The 17,378-nt window shown below is 71.2% G+C and carries 15 protein-coding genes and 1 tRNA gene; 5 read left to right on the forward strand and 11 right to left on the reverse strand.

Features of this window, described 5'->3' with window-relative positions:
• Positions 1-3,922: translocation/assembly module TamB domain-containing protein (locus ACLL81_RS07580; RefSeq protein WP_411287741.1), on the reverse strand; the 3,922-nt coding region annotated here is incomplete at its 3' end.
• Positions 3,919-5,757, reverse strand: coding sequence for an autotransporter assembly complex protein TamA (locus ACLL81_RS07585; protein ID WP_411287742.1), 1,839 nt, complete (start codon positions 5,755-5,757; stop codon positions 3,919-3,921). The genes ACLL81_RS07585 and ACLL81_RS07580, both read right to left, overlap by 4 nt.
• A gap of 176 nt (positions 5,758-5,933) precedes the next feature.
• Here ACLL81_RS07585 and ACLL81_RS07590 point away from each other — a divergent pair, with 176 nt between their 5' ends.
• From ACLL81_RS07590 to ACLL81_RS07600, 3 genes are read left to right on the forward strand one after another with little or no spacing between them, the layout of a single operon-like run.
• Positions 5,934-7,400, forward strand: a complete 1,467-nt coding sequence (locus tag ACLL81_RS07590; protein WP_411287755.1) for a circularly permuted type 2 ATP-grasp protein — start codon at positions 5,934-5,936, stop codon at positions 7,398-7,400.
• Complete coding sequence (locus ACLL81_RS07595; RefSeq protein WP_411287743.1) at positions 7,397-8,341, forward strand: alpha-E domain-containing protein; 945 nt, start codon at positions 7,397-7,399, stop codon at positions 8,339-8,341. The genes ACLL81_RS07590 and ACLL81_RS07595 overlap by 4 nt, the downstream gene beginning before the upstream one ends.
• Positions 8,342-8,353: 12 nt before the next feature.
• Positions 8,354-9,349: a transglutaminase family protein gene (locus tag ACLL81_RS07600; protein ID WP_411287744.1), complete on the forward strand. Its 996-nt coding sequence runs from the start codon at positions 8,354-8,356 to the stop codon at positions 9,347-9,349.
• A gap of 145 nt (positions 9,350-9,494) precedes the next feature.
• Here the strand turns inward: ACLL81_RS07600 and ACLL81_RS07605 are convergent, their stop codons facing one another.
• Positions 9,495-10,061 (reverse strand): hypothetical protein, encoded by a 567-nt coding sequence (locus ACLL81_RS07605; RefSeq protein WP_411287745.1) that lies wholly within the window; start codon positions 10,059-10,061, stop codon positions 9,495-9,497.
• Between the two features lie 203 nt (positions 10,062-10,264).
• Positions 10,265-10,339, reverse strand: a tRNA-Lys gene (locus ACLL81_RS07610).
• A 122-nt stretch (positions 10,340-10,461) separates the two neighbouring features.
• Between ACLL81_RS07610 and ACLL81_RS07615 the strand changes: the two genes are divergently transcribed.
• A complete protein-coding gene (locus ACLL81_RS07615; protein ID WP_411287746.1) occupies positions 10,462-11,097 on the forward strand; it encodes a hypothetical protein in 636 nt (211 codons plus the stop codon).
• Here the strand turns inward: ACLL81_RS07615 and tgt are convergent.
• Both tgt and queA read right to left on the reverse strand, forming a co-directional pair.
• Entirely contained in the window at positions 11,018-12,148 is a 1,131-nt protein-coding gene (gene tgt, locus ACLL81_RS07620) for a tRNA guanosine(34) transglycosylase Tgt (RefSeq protein WP_411287747.1), read from the reverse strand. The genes ACLL81_RS07615 and tgt overlap by 80 nt on opposite strands.
• Complete coding sequence (queA, locus tag ACLL81_RS07625) at positions 12,148-13,224, reverse strand: tRNA preQ1(34) S-adenosylmethionine ribosyltransferase-isomerase QueA (protein WP_411287748.1); 1,077 nt, start codon at positions 13,222-13,224, stop codon at positions 12,148-12,150. Before queA ends, tgt begins: the two co-directional genes overlap by 1 nt.
• A gap of 67 nt (positions 13,225-13,291) precedes the next feature.
• Between queA and ACLL81_RS07630 the strand changes: the two genes are divergently transcribed.
• Positions 13,292-14,260 carry an endonuclease/exonuclease/phosphatase family protein gene (locus ACLL81_RS07630; protein WP_411287749.1) on the forward strand — a complete coding sequence of 323 codons (969 nt, stop codon included), beginning with the start codon at positions 13,292-13,294 and terminating at the stop codon, positions 14,258-14,260.
• On the opposite strand, the gene ACLL81_RS07635 is transcribed toward ACLL81_RS07630, so the two are convergent.
• The 5 genes from ACLL81_RS07635 to ACLL81_RS07655 all read right to left on the reverse strand — a co-directional run.
• Positions 14,232-14,687 (reverse strand): hypothetical protein, encoded by a 456-nt coding sequence (locus ACLL81_RS07635; protein WP_411287750.1) that lies wholly within the window; start codon positions 14,685-14,687, stop codon positions 14,232-14,234. The two genes, ACLL81_RS07630 and ACLL81_RS07635, sit on opposite strands and share 29 nt — an antisense overlap.
• A 12-nt stretch (positions 14,688-14,699) precedes the next feature.
• Positions 14,700-15,161, reverse strand: coding sequence for a peptidylprolyl isomerase (locus tag ACLL81_RS07640; protein ID WP_411287751.1), 462 nt, complete (start codon positions 15,159-15,161; stop codon positions 14,700-14,702).
• Positions 15,161-16,030 carry a peptidylprolyl isomerase gene (locus ACLL81_RS07645; protein ID WP_411287752.1) on the reverse strand — a complete coding sequence of 290 codons (870 nt, stop codon included), beginning with the start codon at positions 16,028-16,030 and terminating at the stop codon, positions 15,161-15,163. The genes ACLL81_RS07640 and ACLL81_RS07645 overlap by 1 nt, the downstream gene beginning before the upstream one ends.
• 47 nt (positions 16,031-16,077) lie before the next feature.
• Entirely contained in the window at positions 16,078-16,569 is a 492-nt protein-coding gene (gene coaD / locus ACLL81_RS07650) for a pantetheine-phosphate adenylyltransferase (RefSeq protein ID WP_411287753.1), read from the reverse strand.
• Between the two features lie 145 nt (positions 16,570-16,714).
• Positions 16,715-17,378 (reverse strand): DNA gyrase C-terminal beta-propeller domain-containing protein (locus tag ACLL81_RS07655; RefSeq protein WP_411287754.1); only part of this gene is annotated, 664 nt, incomplete at its 5' end.

Genomic DNA, 17,378 nt, shown 5'->3' on the forward strand with positions numbered 1-17,378 from the left:
GGTTACCGATCACATCCAGCCCGCCGCCCCCGGACAGCGCCGCCAGGGCCGAGGCCAGTTGCGCGGCCTCCAGGGCCGGTAGCTGGGACGCCGAGCGCCCGAACAGCACCTGCGACAGCACCTCGTCGTTGGGCAGCGCCGGCACCGAGGTCAGGGTCACGTCGGGGCGGGCCGCGGTGCCGCGGATGCGCACCGCCGCCGTCAGCGAGGGATCGTCGCGGGTGGCGGTCAGTTGCAGCCGGATGTTTTGCGGCCGGGTGGAGAGGAAGACCACGCTCTGGGTGTCGAACTCGAAGCGCTTGCCTGCAAAGTCGTAGTCGCCGCGCACCACCCGGGCGGTTCCACTCAGTTCGGGCCGCGAGGTGGTGCCCTGCACCCGGGCGTCCAGGGACAGCTCCACGTCCAGGCCCCGGCCGCGCAGGAACACCCGGCGCGGCGCCGTGAGGGTCACATCCAGCGCCCAGCCCTGGCCGCGCCGGTTGGCCTCCGGCAGGGACACGGCCAGCGCCTCGGGCCGGTTCTTCTCGATCACGTCCATGGCCACCACCCCGGAAGGCTGCGGCAGGTCGGCGGCCACGTCGGCCCGGTCGATGGTCAGCGCGCCGGCGAGCCGAACCTTGCCGTTGGCGCCCCGGTCGATGGTGGCCTGGCCGGTGGCCGAGGCGGTGGCCTGGTCGTTGTCGATCAGCCGGAAGCCCTTCAGGTCCAGGCGGAAGCTGGAGACCCCGTCGCGGAGCAGGCTGATGCGGCCCGCGCCGGTGACCGAGCCGCCCCGGCCGTCCACGCCGCTGGCTTCGGTGACGTTCACCGCGCTTTGCACGAAGCCGGCACGCAGGCTGACGTTGCGCAGGGACAGACCCGAGGCGCCGTCGTCGAAGCGGCCCGCGTCCACGGCGATCTGGCCCGAGGCGCTGGGGTCCGCCAGGGTCCCGGCGAGGATCCCTTCGGTGCGCACGCGTCCTGACAGGCTGCGCTCACCGCCCACCAGCAGGTCCCAGAGCGGGCTCACCTCCCCTTCGGCGAAGAACTTGCCACGCAGGGGCCGCTGGCGGGCGATCGCCACCCGGAACGGGCTGGCCGAGCTCTCCGCCGGCAGAACCAGGTTGGCGTTGGCCCTCAGGCCCTGGGCGTTGGTGGCCTGGGCGTCCAGCAGGATCTGGCTGTCGGCGAGCCTGGCCTGCACCACCCCGTCGATTCCGGAGGCGGCCGGCGCCCCGCGGCCCCGGGCGCCGGCCAAACGGGCGTTCATCGTGCCGTCCAGCCGCTGGCCGCGTCCCTGTAGGGCGAACGTCGCGTCGAACCGCCCGGCGAGGTCTGGGTCCAGCAGGCCCAGACCCAGGCCCGCCACCTGAGCGCGGACTTCGGCTAGGTCGCCGCCCAGCCGTCCGTTGAGGTCGATGCGCCCGCCGTCCGAGGCCGCCAGACGCAGCCGCGCCGAGCGCTCCGGCCCGCCGAACCTGGCGGTGGCGGTCTCCACGGTGCGCAGGTTGCGGTCCCCCAGCCGGCCCGTCCCGTCGAAGCTGAGCGCGTAGCCAGGCTGCGCCTGGGCCAGCACGCCGCGGCCATCGAACGCCCAGGGGCCGCGGGGCGACGCCCCCTGCGCCTGGGCGGCGTAGGGCAGCCGTGCCAAGGGTCCGTCGGCGGTGATGCGCAGGGCGCGGGCGGCGAAGCCCGTACCGGGTAGCCGGGTGTTCTCGCCGGTGAGGTTCAGGGTCGCTCGCGCGCCACCGGCGGCGTCGACGATCCGCACGGTCCCGGCCAGCCGTCCGGCCGCCAGGAAGGCGCCTGGCGTCATCACGATCTGCAAGTCCGCGGAAGAGGGCGAGCGGCTGCGCAGCGACAGCGCGCCCTGGGCCTGCATTCCGCCGGCGTCCACCGTCAGGTCGGTCAGGTCCACGCCGCCGCCCGGGAAGCGGAACGCCGAACGCCCCACCGCCGGGCCGTGGGCGCTGTCGGCGCGCACCGCGATCACCCCGCTGGAGCCTTCCGCGCGGCGCAGGAAGCTCAGGCTCAGCTTGGCGTTGGTCAGCGGCAGCCGCGGCAGGTCGATGGCGTCCACATCGGCCGTCAGGTCCAGTTGCGGCGCGCTGAGCGACCCGGTGACCGAGCCGGCGCCGCGGGCTTTGCCGGCGATCTCCACCGGGCCGGCGCGGAACGGCCCGCTGGCGCTCCAGTCGACCGTGAAGGCCAGGCTGCGGTCGGCGGCCAGGGCGCCGCTGGTGGTGGCGTTCAGCGCCGCGCCATTCAGTTCGGCCCGCGCCACGGCCACTCGCCCGCCCTGCAAGGCGCCTTGGGCCTTCAGTTGCGGCCGCGCGCCCAGCAGCCGGTCCAACTCCGCATAGCCGGTGGCGAAGCGCTCGCCGCGGGCGTCCAGGGTGATACTCCATGGCTGGCCGGCGCGGCCCTGGCTGGCCGACCAAGTCACCTGCGCCGCCCCCGCCGCGCCCCTGCGCGCCTCGGCCAGGTTGGAGAGGTCCGCCCGGCCCTTGAAGCTCAGCCCCCCCAGAACGCCCCGCGCGCCGCTGGCCTGCACCTTCAGGCCCCGCCCGGTTACCGCCAGGTCCCGCAGCAGCAGCCGCCCGTCGGCCAGCCGTTCCCCGTCCAGCTTCGCGCGGGGAGCGGCGCCCAGCATGGCCGCCACCCAGCCGTCACCGCGGCCGCCGGCGCCCGTGAGGTCGGCCTTCACCGCGATGGCCCCCGCCTTGCCGGCCACCTGCAGCGGGCCGCCGGCCTGGCTGAGCCCGTAGCCGCCCAGGCTGGCGTCGGACACCACGCCGCGGCCGGCGAAGCGCCAGTCGACGAGCTTGCCGGTCAGGGCCCCGTTGACCCGCGCCGCCCCCAGGCTCGGGCCGCCGACGATGCGCGACAGGGCGCCGGTCCGGACGTCCAGGCTGAGGCCCGCCGGTCCCAGCCGCCGCTCCCACAGGTTGCCCTGCCCCCGCGCGCTGACGGTCAGGTTCTCCGACGCGATCCGGCCGTCCAGGTCGAACAGCGAGGCCTGCGCCTTGCGCCCCGAAAGCGAGAACACAGCTTCAGGACCAAAGCGCCGGGCGTGCCGGGCGGTCAGCGCCGAGGCGGCCAGCGAGAGCCGCCCGTCCGCCCGTCCGCCGTCCGGGGTCCAGGTCCCTTGCGCCGACAGCGGCGTCGCCGCGCCGGTGCGCGCGATCGCGGTGAAGCGGCCCTTCGACATCTGCCCCCCCGCGACGATCTTCAGGACGAAGGGCTGGTCGACGGGCAGGCCCAGCGCCCCGGCCAGCGCCCCGCCGCGGGCCTCCAGGGCGTCGGCGACCAGCTTCAGGGGCCGGGTGCGCGAGAGGTCGAAGTCGACGTTCAGATAGTCGCCGGCATGCAGCACGCTGGCCGCCCGTACCCGCCCCTGCTGGCCGCCGCGCCGCTCCACATCCAGCGCCAGGGCCAGGTCATAGACCCCGGCGCGGTAGCTGAACGCCGGGGCCATTTCCACCCGGGTGCGCGCCTCGGTGATGTGGAACGAGACTGGCAGGCCCTGGTCCTTGCCCTTCGGCGTCAGGGTGGGGCGGCGCAGCAGGCGAAGGTTCTGCGCCTCGATACGCTCCGCATGGAACCGGCGCCGCAACAGGTCACCGGAGCGCCAGCGCATGTGGACGTTGTTGGCCTCCAGCCAGACCCCCTGTTCATCGCGCACGGTCAGCCGGCGGATGGTGAAGTCGCGCAGCACGTCGCCGGACAGACCCTCGATCTTCAGCCGGCCCAGGCGGCCGATCTTCAGACCGTCGGTGCGCGCCTCGATCAGCAGTCGCGCCTGGGGCAAAAGCACCCCGTAGCGGCCGGCCCCCAGCAGGCCCGCCAGCACCACGGCGACGCCCACCAGGATCGCCACCAGCGCCCGGGGAATTCCGCGCTTGATGGCGGCTTCTGTGGTAGTATCCGGGGCGTCGGTCAAAACGCCTGCCCGATGCTGACGTAGAGTTGGAAGGGCGCGCTGTCGCGCCGCTTGCTAACCGGAACCGCCACGTCCACCCGGATCGGCGCGAAGCCCAAGTTGTAACGCACGCCCGCCCCTACCCCGATGGCCAGCTCGGTGACACCGGGGAAGTGGTCCGTGCCCACCGCGCCGGCGTCCACGAAGCCCGCCAGGCCCCAGCGCTGGCTCAGGTCGTGGCGCACCTCGAACGAGCTCTCCAGCAACGACAGTCCGCCCTGCGGCGTGCCGTCGGCAAGCTCAGGGCCCACATCCTGGTAGCCGAAGCCCCGCACCGAGCCGCCGCCCCCGGCATAGAACCGCCGCGAGGCCGGGATGTCGCGGATCGCACCGTTGACGATGCTGCCCAGGCGCACCCGTCCGGCCAGCACCGTGCGCGCCTGCGGCCCCAGCGGCAGGTAGGCTGAGCCCTGGGTCTGGGCCTTCAGGTAGGGCAGGTTCTCGTCGCCCACCAGCAGGGTCGGCTCGGCCCGGGCGCTGAATTTCCATCCGCGCTTCGGGTTCAGCGGATCGTCCGAGCGGTCCAGCGCCAGATCGCTGAGCAGGGCCAGGGTCGCCACGTCGCGGCTGATGGGCGCCAGGACGCCCAAGGAGATTTCGTAGGTGCGGCTGAGGTCGGCCGAGGCGCCCACGGTGACATAGGAGGTCTTGCCGTAGCGGCGAGTGACGTCGGCGCGCACGCCGGCGCCGGTCTCGTCATAGGCGTCGGTACGCAGGCGATAGACCGCCGCGGCGGTGCGCAGGGTCTGCTGGGGCCGCAGCCAGTGCGGCAGGGTGAGATCGACCTGCAGCCGGCTGTCGATCCGGGAGGCGCGGCCGATCAGGGCCAGGGTGTCGGCCCGGCCCAGCACATTGTAGCGGGTCCAGCGGGCGTCGAGGCCCGCCCCTTCGCTGGTGGAATAGCTGGCGCCCAGCTCAAGCGTGCGCCGCTTGCGCTCGGCCAGGCTGACCACGATCGGCCGCAGGCCCTCCGCCGTGGTCTGGGCGGTGGGGGCCAGCGCCACGGTGACGGACTCATAGACGCCGGTGTCGAGCAGCCGCCGTTCCAGTTCCGCCACGTCCTCCGGATCGTAGGGCTCGCCGGAGGTCCAGGGCGCCAGGGCCCGCAGCCAGGCGCGGTCCGTGCGCCCGCTGTTGGTCAGGTCCAGGCCGTCCAGGCGCACCAGCGGCCCGGCGGCGATGCGGTAGGTGGGCTGGACGCTGAAGTCGGCGTGGTCGACCACCACCTCGCGGGGCTGGGCCGTCACGTCGGCGTAGCCGCGCTTCTGCACCGCCGCCACCGCACGGCCCTCGGCGCTGACGATGTCGGCGGCGCGGGCCGGCGCTCTGGGATGCAGGTCCAGGGCCTGGTCGGCGGCGGCCTCGGTGATTTCGTCGGGGCGCGGGCCTTCCCAGGCGATGCGCGGGGCGGTGAGCGCGAACCGGGGGCCGGGGGTGACCTGCACCACCGGGGCAGGTGCGTCCTCGTCGTCGCCCACCTCGGGCTCGACCTGATAAGCGTAGTAGCCCTCCGAGCGCAGCACCGCGATGGCGTCCTCGGCGGCGGCGCGGGCGCGCCTCCGGGCCTCGAAGCGGTTCTGGATGGGGCGGTCGGTCTCGCCCACGGCGCGGACGATGGCGGTGCGCAGGCTGGCTTCGAGTTCGCCCTGGATCGCGGCGCGCGGTTCGTCGGCCCTGGCGGCGCCGGCCGCACCCTGGGCGCACAAGGCCGCTGCTGCGGCGGCGACGGCGTAGACCACTCGAGCCAAGCCTAGAGAATCCCTGCGCGCGCCCCTCCTGGCCGATGTAGCCGCCATGGGCGGACCTGTCACGGGATCGCTCCGTCGCAGGCGCCTGCCCATTCCCTGGGCAGGGGTCGCGGACAGCATGGACGCGCGCGACTTTTCCACGGCATCTTCCTGCGAAACGCCTAGGGTCCTACACCAGTAGGGATGGCGCAGGACGGACAGGCGTGGAGTCGGGCGTGGTGAGCATGAAGCGGTCCGAGCGGGCCGTCGTCGATCTTGAGGCCACGCCGTCGCCGTATGACGAGATGCGCACGCCCAAGGACGAGGTGCGGACGCACTACGCCGCCCTGCAGGCTCGCCTGGCCACCCTGGGCCCCGACGAACTGGCCGAGCGGCAGCGGACCCTGGAGCGGTTCTTCCTGCTGCAGGGCATCACCTTCACGGTCTACGGGGCGGAGAGCTCCACGGAACGGATCATCCCCACCGACCTGCTGCCCCGGATCATCCCGGGTCCGGAGTGGGCGAAGATCGAGACCGGCCTGACGCAACGCCTGCGCGCGCTGAACATGTTCCTGGCCGACATATATTCCGAGCAGCGGATTCTGATGGACGGGGTGGTGCCGCGCGAGCTGATCCTGCGTGCGCCGTCCTACCGCCGGGTGATGCAGAACCTCTATGTGCCGCACCAGGCCTACGCCAACGTCTGCGGCTCCGACCTGATCCGCCAGCCCGACGGCGCCTTCGCGGTGCTGGAGGACAACCTGCGGGTCCCCTCCGGGGTCTCCTACATGCTGGCCAACCGCGAGGCGTCCAAGCGGGTGTTCCCGGGCACCTTCCGCGGGGCGGGCGTGCGTTCCGTCGACCGCTATCCCGACATGCTGCTCTCAACCCTGAAGAGCATGGCGGCGGACTGGCGGCCGAACCCCCAGGTCGTGGTGCTGACGCCTGGCGTCTACAACTCCGCCTACTTCGAGCACGCCTACCTGGCCCGCCTGATGGGCGCGCCGCTGGTCGAGGGCCGCGACCTCGTGGTCCATGACAACATGGTCTACATGCGAACCACGCAAGGCCTGCGCCGGATCGACGTGATCTACCGCCGCGTGGATGACGACTTCATCGATCCCCTCACCTTCCGCCGGGATTCGGGGCTGGGCGCCGCGGGCCTGTTCAACGCCTACCGGGCCGGCAACGTGGTGATCTGCAACGCGCCGGGTACAGGGGTCGCGGACGACAAGGCGGTCTATGCCTACGTTCCGGAGATCATCCGCTACTACCTGGGCGAGGACGCCATCCTGCCCAACATCGAGACCTACCTGTGCCGCGAGCCGGCGCAACTCAGCCACGTGCTGGCCAATCTGGACAAGCTGGTGGTCAAGGCGGTGGGCGCGTCTGGCGGCTACGGCATGCTGGTGGGGCCCCACTCCACCCAGGCCGAGCGCGACGAGTTCGCCCAGGCGCTAAGCGCCGACCCCGAGAACTACATCGCCCAGCCGACCATTCAGCTTTCCACCGCCCCCTGCCTGATCGGCCAGGCCATTGAGTCCCGCCACGTGGACCTGCGGCCGTTCATCCTGTGCGGCGAGAAGATCGTTGTGACCCCCGGCGCCCTCACGCGCGTAGCCCTGCGCAAGGGCTCCCTGGTGGTCAACTCCAGCCAGGGCGGCGGCTCCAAGGACACCTGGGTCCTGGACGGCGAGGAGGCTCGCGCATGATGCTCGCCCGGGTCGCCGACAGCCTCTACTGGATCGGCCGCTACGTGGAGCGCGCCGAGCACCTGTGCCGGCTCTCCGACGTGATGCTCACCGCCACCCTCGACCGGTCGGAGGCCGCCACCCAGGTGGCCCGCATCGCCCTCACCGCCGTGGGCGACGCCGACGCCAGGAAGGCCAAGAACCCCTACGAGGCCGCCCTGGCCCTGGTGCTGGACCGCGAGGACGCCGGCTCGGTGACCTCCTCCCTGGCGCTGGCCCGGGAGAACGCCCGCCAGGTGCGCGACCAGATCACCACCGAGACCTGGGAGCGGCTCAACCTGATTCACCTGCGGATGAGCGACCCGGACGCTGGGCGGGCCTTCGCCGACGGCTCGCAGGCCTTCCTGCACGAGACCATCGCCGACCTGCACCTGTTCAAGGGCGCGGCGGACTCCACCATGAGCCACGGCGAGGGCTGGCGGTTCCTGCTGCTGGGGGTCTACCTGGAACGCGCCCAGCTCATCGGCTCGCTGCTGGAGGTCTGCTTCGGCGACGGGCGCAAGAAGGCGATCAGCGACCACTTCGCCCTCACCAGCCTCTTGCGGATGACCTGCGCCCTGGAGCCGTACCTTCGGGTCTATACCGCCGACATGCAGCCACGCTTCATCCTGGAGTTCCTGCTGCTGGACGAGGATTTTCCACGCTCCATCCGCTTTTGCACCGCGCGCATCGAGGAGCACCTTGCCCACCTGTCGCGGCATGTGGAGGCGGCCGGCCACGCCGGGCCTGACCGCTTGGCCGGGCGCCTCAAGGCGCGCCTGGAGTACGCCGACATGGACGAGGTGCACGCCCAGGGCGCCAGCGCCTTCGTGGCTTCCGTGCTGGACGAATGCGCCACCATCCACCGCGCCCTCTACGAGGCCTTCGTCGCCTATCCCCTCGAACAGCGCCTGCCGACCTAAGGACCAAGCTCAGTGCTTCTCGAAGTCCGCCACGTGACCCAGTACCAGTACGACGACCCCGTGCGCGAAAGCGTCATGGAGGTCTGGATGCAGCCGCAGAAGGGCCTGCGCCAGCGGCTGATCAGCTTCGACCTGGAGGTGGAGCCGGCCTCGCAGATGTTCTCCTACCCCGACACCTTCGGCAACGCCGTCTACCACTTCGACGTGCCCCAGCCCCACCAGCGCCTGACTATCACCGCCCGCTCGGCGGTGGAAACCGAGGCCCCGGCGGTGCTGGCCGACACCCTGGACAACGGCGAGTGGGACCGCCTGCGCTCCGATTTCGTGCGGGGCGAGAACTTCGACTTCCTGCACCCCCACGGCTTCGCCCGAGAGACCGAGGCCCTGGTTGCCTTCGTGGCTGAGAAGGCCCTGGCCGGAACCCGCGCCCGCGACCCGCTCACCGCCGTGCGCGAACTGGCCAAGGTGGTCTACCAGGGCTTCGCCTACGAGGCCGGCGTCACCCGCGCCGACAGCCCCATCGACGACGTCCTGAAGACCCGCAAGGGGGTCTGCCAGGACTTCGCCCACGTGATGATCGCCATCTGCCGGTCCTGGGGCATCCCGGCGCGCTACGTCTCCGGCTACCTGTTCACCGACCGCAAGGCCGGCGACCGCTCCGACCCCGACGCCACCCACGCCTGGGTGGAGGTATTCCTGCCCAGCCTGCGCTGGGTGGCCTTCGACCCCACCAACAACATCGAGGCCGGCGAGCGGCACATCTGCTGCGCCGTGGGCCGAGACTACTCCGACGTCCCGCCGTCCCGCGGCGTCTACAAGGGCGAGACCGAGAGCCAGCTGGCCGTCGGCGTCCTGGTGCGCCGGGCCCGCGCGGCCATGAGCGACCCGGAATTCATGCGCATCTCCCAGACCAAGTCCGCCCGCGCCGCCGGCGCCCGGCGCACCCCCGCCGGCGCGCTGTCCTACGAGAACCAGCAGCGCCAGCAGCAACAACAACAGCAGCAGTGAGAAGCGCTGCGGCGGGAAGGCGCTCTTGCGAAGACGCCTGGACCCACCGTCCGGATCGGGGCCGACATGGCGCGCCGATGGGCCGTTCGTAGCCCGCCGCAGCGGAGGTAATCTAGGCGCTTGAACTAAGCATTGGTAGGGCCCGCTATCGGTCGAGCGTCGGCGCCTCATCACGCCAGCAGGGCGCCACTTTCTCCAACGTCCCTTCGACCCAGGCGCCGACGGCAGAAGTCCCCTCGATCCTCAGTCGGCCATAGTCAGCTGTCGGGGCGTCGATCACCACCACCACGCCATCCAGCGGAGGCACGGGAAGCAACACATTGCCGTGGCTGTCCGTTTCTATCGGCGGCGGCTCCACCTGGATCGACACCGCGGGCAGCCTGGCCAGGTCAACCATCGCCCGGGTCAGCGCCGCACAGGTCCGTCCGTCCACCCATTGCCGCCGATCAGGTCGGTCCGTCCGCCTCTCGGTCTTCTCCAACACCCAGTAGTGCGACGTGGGCGTTCGACCGCCGCCGCTCGTTCGCCGGATCTCCGCCACCTCGACCGTGATCTTCAGCCGGCCAGGCGCGAAGGATGGCTCTGCGGTGAACCAGCCCCAATCGTGCACCCACCATTTGTCAGTGCTCTTGAGTGTCGTCGCCTGGCCAGGGCCGCCGGCGGCCACCGCAAGCGCCACCACAAGCGGTAAGAGTGAGGGGTGTCTGCGCATGATGGGGGCGATCTTCCACCGTCTCTGACGCACCTTCCAGTGCGTTCCTCGGTACGGGGAAGTCGCCCGACGACCGAAGGTCCGGGTCGATGGGGTGAGTATGTGGACGAAGCTTGCTGTCCACCTCCCCGCATTGTCGCCGGGCTTCGCCTTAGGCGGCCCTTCCCCGTACCCGGGGAAGGCGAAGGTGCGCAACGTCGCGTTGGTAGGCCGGGTGAGTATCGAACTCACGACCATTCGATTAAAAGTCGAATGCTCTACCACTGAGCTACCGGCCCCCTCGACGCGACGGTCCAGCGGACCTCGGGTGAAGCGGCGCGGACCTTAGGCGCCGGGGCTCAGCTGCGCAAGGCCGCGCGCCGCCTTATCACCGCCGCAAGCTGGGTTAGGATCGCGGCCGATGCGTATCGTCCTTCCCCTTCTGGCCGTGAGCGCCCTCGTCTGCGCCTGCACCACCACCCGCGAGGATGGCGCGCCGCAGGTGCAGACCGCCGCGGAGGCCAACCGCGAAAGCCTGGAAGGCGCGGTGAAGGCGCCGTTGCGCGACCTCAACGTGCTGCGCACCAAGGTGCCGCCGATCCTGCTGGAATCCCTGGCCGATCCCTATGCGCGGCCACGCTTGCCGGGCTGTGCGGGCCTGATCGCCGCGATCCTGCCGCTGGAGGAGGCGCTGGGCCCCGATTACGACCTGCACCGGGGCGAGGGCGACATCGCAGCCCAGGGCCGCTCGGCCGCCCTGGGCATGGTGGCGGGGTTCGCGTCGGACGCCATCCCGTTCCGCAGCTGGGTGCGGCGGCTGACCGGGGCGGAGCGCCGCGACAGCCTGGTGCAGGACGCGATCACCGCGGGCGGGGTGCGCCGGGCCTATCTGAAGGGTCTGGGCGAGGCCAAGGGCTGTAAGCCGCCGGCCACCCCCTCGCACGAACTGGCCGGCTCGGAAGTCCCCACCGCGGACCCTAAGCCGAAGTTTCCGACGCGCGCGCCGACCGAGCCTGAACGTCCGCCCGCAAGGCGTCCAACCTACCCGACGCGATAGCCGCCCTACACCCGCCCATCAGGGCCTGGAAGAAGGCGATGTTGTGCCAGGAGAGCAGCACCTGGCCGAGAATCTCCTCGGACTTCACCAGATGGTGCAGATAGGCCTTGGAATAGGCCGACGAGGCCTGGCAGGCGCTCTCCGCGTCCAGGGGCGTGTCGTCGTCGGCAAAGCGGGCGTTCTTCAGGTTCACCGGCCCGTCCCAGGTCCAGGCCTGGCCGTGGCGGCCCGAGCGGGTGGGCAGGACGCAATCGAACATGTCCACGCCCCGGGCCACCGCCTCGACGATGTCGATGGGCTTGCCCACCCCCATCAGGTAGCGCGGCCGCTCGGGTGGCAGCAGGCCCGGCGCATAGTCCAGCACCTCGCACATGGCCTGGTGGCCCTCGCCCACAGCCAGGCCGCCGATGGCGTAGCCGTCGAAGCCGCTCTCCGTCAGCCGTTCTGAGGATTCCCGGCGCAGGGCCTCGAAGGTGGAGCCCTGCTGGATGCCGAACAGGGCCTGGGTGTCCCGGGCGCCGAAAGCGGCCTTGCAGCGATCCGCCCAGCGGGCCGACAGGCGCATGGCCTCGGCGGCGCGGGCCTCCTCGGCCGGCCAGGAGACGCATTCATCCAGCTGCATGACGATGTCGGAGCCCAAGAGGTCGGCCTGGATCTCGATGGACCGCTCCGGCGTGAGCACATGGCGCGAGCCGTCCAGGTGGCTCTGGAAGGTCACCGCCTCCTCCTTCACCTTGGAGATCTTCGACAGCGACATCACCTGGAAGCCGCCACTGTCGGTGAGGATCGGCTTCTCCCAACGCATGAACCTGTGCAGGCCGCCAAGCCGGGCCACCCGCTCCGCCGTGGGCCGCAGCATCAGGTGATAGGTGTTGCCCAGGAGGATGTCGGAGCCTGCCTGCGCCACCTGCTCCACCGTCAGCGCCTTCACCGTCCCCGCTGTCCCCACGGGCATGAAGGCCGGCGTGCGGATGTCGCCCCGGGGCGTCGACAGCACCCCCGTGCGCGCCGCTCCGTCGGTGGCGCTGATCGTGAACGGGAATGCAGCCATCAGGCGGCCCTCCAGATGAGGCTGGCGTCGCCGTAGGAATAGAACCGGTAGCCCGTGGCGATGGCGTGGTCGTAGGCCGCCCGCATCACCGGCAGGCCGGCGAAGGCGCAGACCAGCATGAACAGGGTCGACTTCGGCAGGTGGAAGTTGGTGATCAGGCCATCGGCGGCGCGGAACCGGTAGCCCGGGGTGATGAAGATTGCCGTTTCGTCCGTGAACGGACGGACGATCCCGTCCTCGCCCGTGGCTGACTCCAGCAGCCGCAGGGAAGTGGTGCCGACGCAGACGATCCGCCCCCCGGCGGCCCGCACGGCGTTGAGCTGGCCGGCCGTGGCGGCGTCCACCTCGCCCCACTCCGCATGCATGCGGTGTTCGGCGATCACCTCGGTCTTCATGGGCAGGAAGGTGCCGGCGCCCACGTGCAGGGTGACGAAGGCCGTGCCGATCCCCGCTGCCTGCAGCCGCGCCAGCAACCCCGGCGTGAAGTGTAGCCCCGCCGTGGGCGCCGCCACCGAGCCGTCCTCCCGGGCATAGACGGTCTGGTAGTCCGCCTGGTCCTGGGCGTCCTGCGCCCGCTTGGCGGCGATGTAGGGGGGCAGCGGCATGGCGCCCCGCTCGGCGATGGCGGCGTCCAGGTCCGGCCCGGCCAGGTCGAAGGCCAGCGTCACCTCGCCGCCCTCCCCCTTGCCGCGCACGGTGGCGTCCAGGGCGCCGGTCAGGCAGGCCCGGTCGTCCGTGGACCCGAAGGCCACCCGGTCCCCCGCCGCCAGCCGCTTGCCCGGCCGCATGAAGGCGGTCCAGACGTGGGGCGAGAGCCGCCGGTGCAGGGTGGCCTCGCAGGCGACCCGGTTCTCGCCGCGGGTTCGCACGCCTGAGAGCCTCGCCGGGATCACCCGGGTGTCGTTGAGCACCAGCACGTCCCCGGCCCGCAGCAGTCCTGGCAGGTCGCTGACAGCCAGGTCGGACAGCTCCCCGCCCGGCGCCACCAGCAGAAGGCGCGCCGAATCCCTGGGGCTCGCGGGCCTCAGCGCGATGCGGTCGTCCGGCAGGTGGAAGTCGAAATCGGCGAGCTGCATGAGGGCCGCGTGAAGGCCATGCGCAGCCTCGCGCGTCAAGCTCGGGGCCGTGCTAGAGGCGGTCGCGATGGCTTCAGCCCGAGTCGCCCTGACGGTGTTGTTCCTGCCGCCGATCGTGCTGGGCGCGGTCCTCTGCGCGGGCGTGGCGGGCGCTGGCCACCTGGGCCGTTCAAGCCTGGAATGGGACATCCTAACCCACTTCGCGCCAATCGCGTTCGCCGGCGGCCTCGTGGCGGTGATCACGGGCCTGGTTCTCCGCGGCTGGGCGCGGTGGCTGGCGGTGATCCCGGGCGCGGCGGCCGTCCTGGCGGCGGGAGCGCTGATGGCGCCGGAGTTCCTGCGCGACGCCGGTCCCCGCGCCGCCGCCGACGCGCCGGGCCAGCTCAAGCTGATCCAGTTCAACGTCTGGTACGGCAGCCAGGACCACAGCCGTACCCTCGACTGGCTGGCCGCCCAGGACGCCGACATCATTGTGCTGCAGGAGACCACCCCGCCCCTGCGCGCGGCGATCGCCGCCCGGGGCCTTTGGCAGGTCACCGGCGAAGGCCGCGAGGTGATGATCCTCAGCCGCATGCCGGCCAACCGCCGGCCCCTGCCCGCCCTGGACGGGCCGGCGCCCCTGGCCATGGCCCGCTTCGACGGACCCGCAGGCGATTTCGCGGTGATCGGCGTCCACTACACCTGGCCCACCGAGGTCAGCCTGCAGCAGGCGCAGGAAGCCCGCGTCGCTCGGCTGCTGGATGGTCTGCCCCGGGACCGGGCCATCGTCGCCGGCGACTTCAATTCCACGCCCTGGTCGTTCTCGCGCCGGCGTTGGGACCGCGAGTTCGGCCTGATCCGCCGCGACCGGGCCCTGTTCTCCTGGCCAGCGGTCCAATCCCGGCGGGCGCCGTGGCTGGGCGTCGTGCCGGTGCTGCCCATCGACCATGTGTATGCGGGCGCCGGCTGGGCGACGGTAAAGGTGGCGCGGGGCCCGCGGCTGGCCTCCGACCACTATCCGCTGATCGTCACCCTGGCGCCTGTCGCGCCGCGCTGAGCGCCGTGTCCAGCTTGCCGCGCTTCGCCTCATGGCCGGCGTTCAGGGCTTCTTCCCGCGCATCCAGGTCGGCGCGCTCGCGCTCGATCTTCGCCTGGGCGGCGTCGTGGGCGGCGTCAATGGCCTCAAGCCTGGCCTCCAGGTCGGCGACCTTCTGCAGGGCCGCCTTGGAGGGTCCGGCGGGCGCCGCCTTTCGACCCTTCACCTTGGCCAGCGCATCGTGGGTCCCCGCCGGGCGGCGCAGCACCTCTCCGGGTTTGGCGGACGCGGCCTTCACCAGGGCGGGATCGTCGGTCTCCCGCGCCTGGCCGGTCTTGAACAGGTCCTGGCGCACGTCCCAGGCGGTCAGCGCCTTGGCCTTGGAGCTCGCCGCCACCACAAAGTCAGTGAGGCCGTCCGAGGTGACGAAGACCTTCAGGCGCGCCATGGCGGGCGTTCCCTAGGCGTCTGCCGCCACCTTCATGGAGACGATCTTGCCGGGCTCCCGCGGCGGCTCGCCCTTGGGCAGCGCATCCACGGCGTCGATGCCGTCGGTGACCTCACCCCAGACCGTGTACTGGCCGTCGAGGAAGCTGGCGTCGTCGAAACAGACGAAGAACTGGCTGTTGGCGGTGTTGGGGCTGGCGGTGCGGGCCATGGAACAGACGCCGCGCACGTGCGGCTCGCGGCTGAACTCCGCCTGCAGGTTGGGCTTCGACGAGCCGCCCGAGCCGGTGCCGGTGGGGTCGCCGCCCTGGGCCATGAAGCCCGGGATGACCCGGTGAAAGACCACGCCGTCATAGAAACCTTCGCGGGTCAGTTCCTTGATCCGAGCCACGTGGGCGGGCGCAAGGTCAGGGCGCAGCTTGATGGTCACCGGACCGGTGTCCAGGGTCATGACCAGGGTGTTTTCGGGATCCATCACTTCACCTCGACAGGAATATTGACGTCACAGGCCGAGAAGTCGGCCCCTTTGGCGGCTCGCATGCGGGCGATCTCCGCCTTGAACCACGGGCTGGCCGGATCGATGACCCGCACCTTGGGTCGTTCCGCCTCAGGCATATCGGCCAGCAGGCGCAGGCGTTCCATCTTGTCCTGCGGATCGGCCACCGGCTCGCCCACCTTGATGGCCAGCACCGCATCCTGGCCCGAGATCACCCGGCCCCAGGCGGTGTAGCGCTTTTCCAGGGCGGGATAGCCGGCGCGCATGAAGAAAAACTGGCTGTTGGCGGAATTGACGTCCTCGCCCCGGGCCATGCCCATCACGCCGGGGCAGTAGAGGCCCCAGCCGGAAATCTTGCCGTCCTTGGTCATGGCGGCCAGCATCATCGACTGGGTCATCACCGGCAGAGACTTGATGAAGCCGGTTTCCGAGATGGTCTGGTCGGCGGCCAGGGTGAACGGCGTCTCCTGCCCACGGCGGAAGGTGAACTCGCCGGCGATATCCGGCTTGGTGGAGCCGCCCGTGCCCTTGTTCTCCGGGTCGCCGGTCTGGTCCATGAAGTTCTCGATCACCCGGAAAAAGGTGTGGCCGTCGTAGAACCGCGCCTTGGCCAGCTCGCGAACCCGCTCCACGTGGGCGGGCGCCACCTCGGGGATCATCTCCACGATGATCCGGCCCTTGTTGGTGTCGACCACCAGGACATCGTTGGGGTTGGGGGTGCGGAAGTCAGAGGCCTTGGGGGCGGCCGGAGGCACAGGCTTGGCCGGCGCCTTGGCCTTCGGCTGGGCGGCGGCGCTCGCGGCGAGGGCCGCCAGGGCCACGGCGATCAGGGTGGGTTTCAGGTTCATGGATGCACTCGTAATGGGCCGGGCGGCGCGGGGCCAGCCCGCTTGGATTAGGCGCGGCCGACCTTGGCCATCAGCCGGTCGCGCACCTGCGGGCTGACGAACTTGGAGACTTCCCCGCCCAGCAGCGCGATCTCCTTGACCAGCTTGGAGGCGATGGCCTGGTGGCGCGGGTCGGCCATCAGGAACACGGTCTCGATCTCGCGGTCGAGCTGCTGGTTCATGGCGGTCATCTGGAACTCGAACTCGAAGTCGGCCACGGCGCGCAGGCCGCGCACGATCACCGAGGCGCCGATCTCGCGGGCGAACTGCATGGTCAGCCCCTCAAAGGGCTGGACGACGATCTCGGCGCCGTGGGTCAGGCCGCGGACATCGTCCTTGATGATCTCCACCCGCTCCTCGAGGGAGAACATCGGGCTCTTGCCGGTGTTGATGGCGACGCCCAGGACCAGCTTGTCCACCAGCTTCACCGCCCGGCCGATGATATCGGTGTGGCCGTTGTGGATCGGGTCGAAGGTGCCCGGATAAAGCCCGATGCGCATCATACGGCCCTGGTCCCCCAACTGTTCCGCCTTCGCCTTTCGCCGTGGAGCGGCGTTCTGGCAAGCGCAATCTTACCCCAGCCTGGGCCAGTTCCTCCGGCCGCAGATCAGATGCAGCGTCAGCAGCCGCGCCTCCCTGGAGGACCTAGGTCTCCGCCTCGGGCGCATCGCCGTCCCCGGCAGCATCGTCGCCGGGCTCTTCGATGAGGTCGAGATCGACCGCATCCTCGTCCTCGCCGGTGTCGGCCAGCCGTTCCACTGAGACCACATGCTCGTCGGCGGCCTTGCGGAAGATGGTGACGCCCTGGGTGTTGCGGCCCGCCAGGCGGACCTGGCCCACCGGCGTGCGGATCAACTGGCCCTGGTCGGTGACCAGCAGGATCTGGTCGGCCTCGTCCACCGGGAACGAGGCGGCCAGCCGGCCACCCCGCTTGGTGAGGTCCTGGGCCAGCAGGCCCTGGCCGCCGCGGCCGGTGCGGCGGAACTCATAGGCCGAGGTCCGCTTGCCGAAGCCCTCGGTGGAGACGGTGAGGATGATCTCCTCGGCCGCGCCTAGCTCGGCGATCCGTTCCGGCGTCAGGCTGATCACGTCGTCGCCCTCGGCCTCGTCGTCCTCGGCCGCCGGAGCCTCCTCGCCGTCCTCACCTTCGGTGGCGGTGAGCATCAGCTTGGCGTGTTTCAGATAGGCCGTGCGCTCGGCCGGCGTGGCGGGGACCGCGCGCAGGATGGCCATGGAGATGACGGTGTCACCTTCGGCCAGGCGAATGCCACGCACGCCGGTCGAGTCGCGGCCGGCGAACACCCGGACC

It is taken from the genome of Phenylobacterium sp. (assembly GCF_046590535.1).
GTDB lineage: Bacteria > Pseudomonadota > Alphaproteobacteria > Caulobacterales > Caulobacteraceae > Phenylobacterium.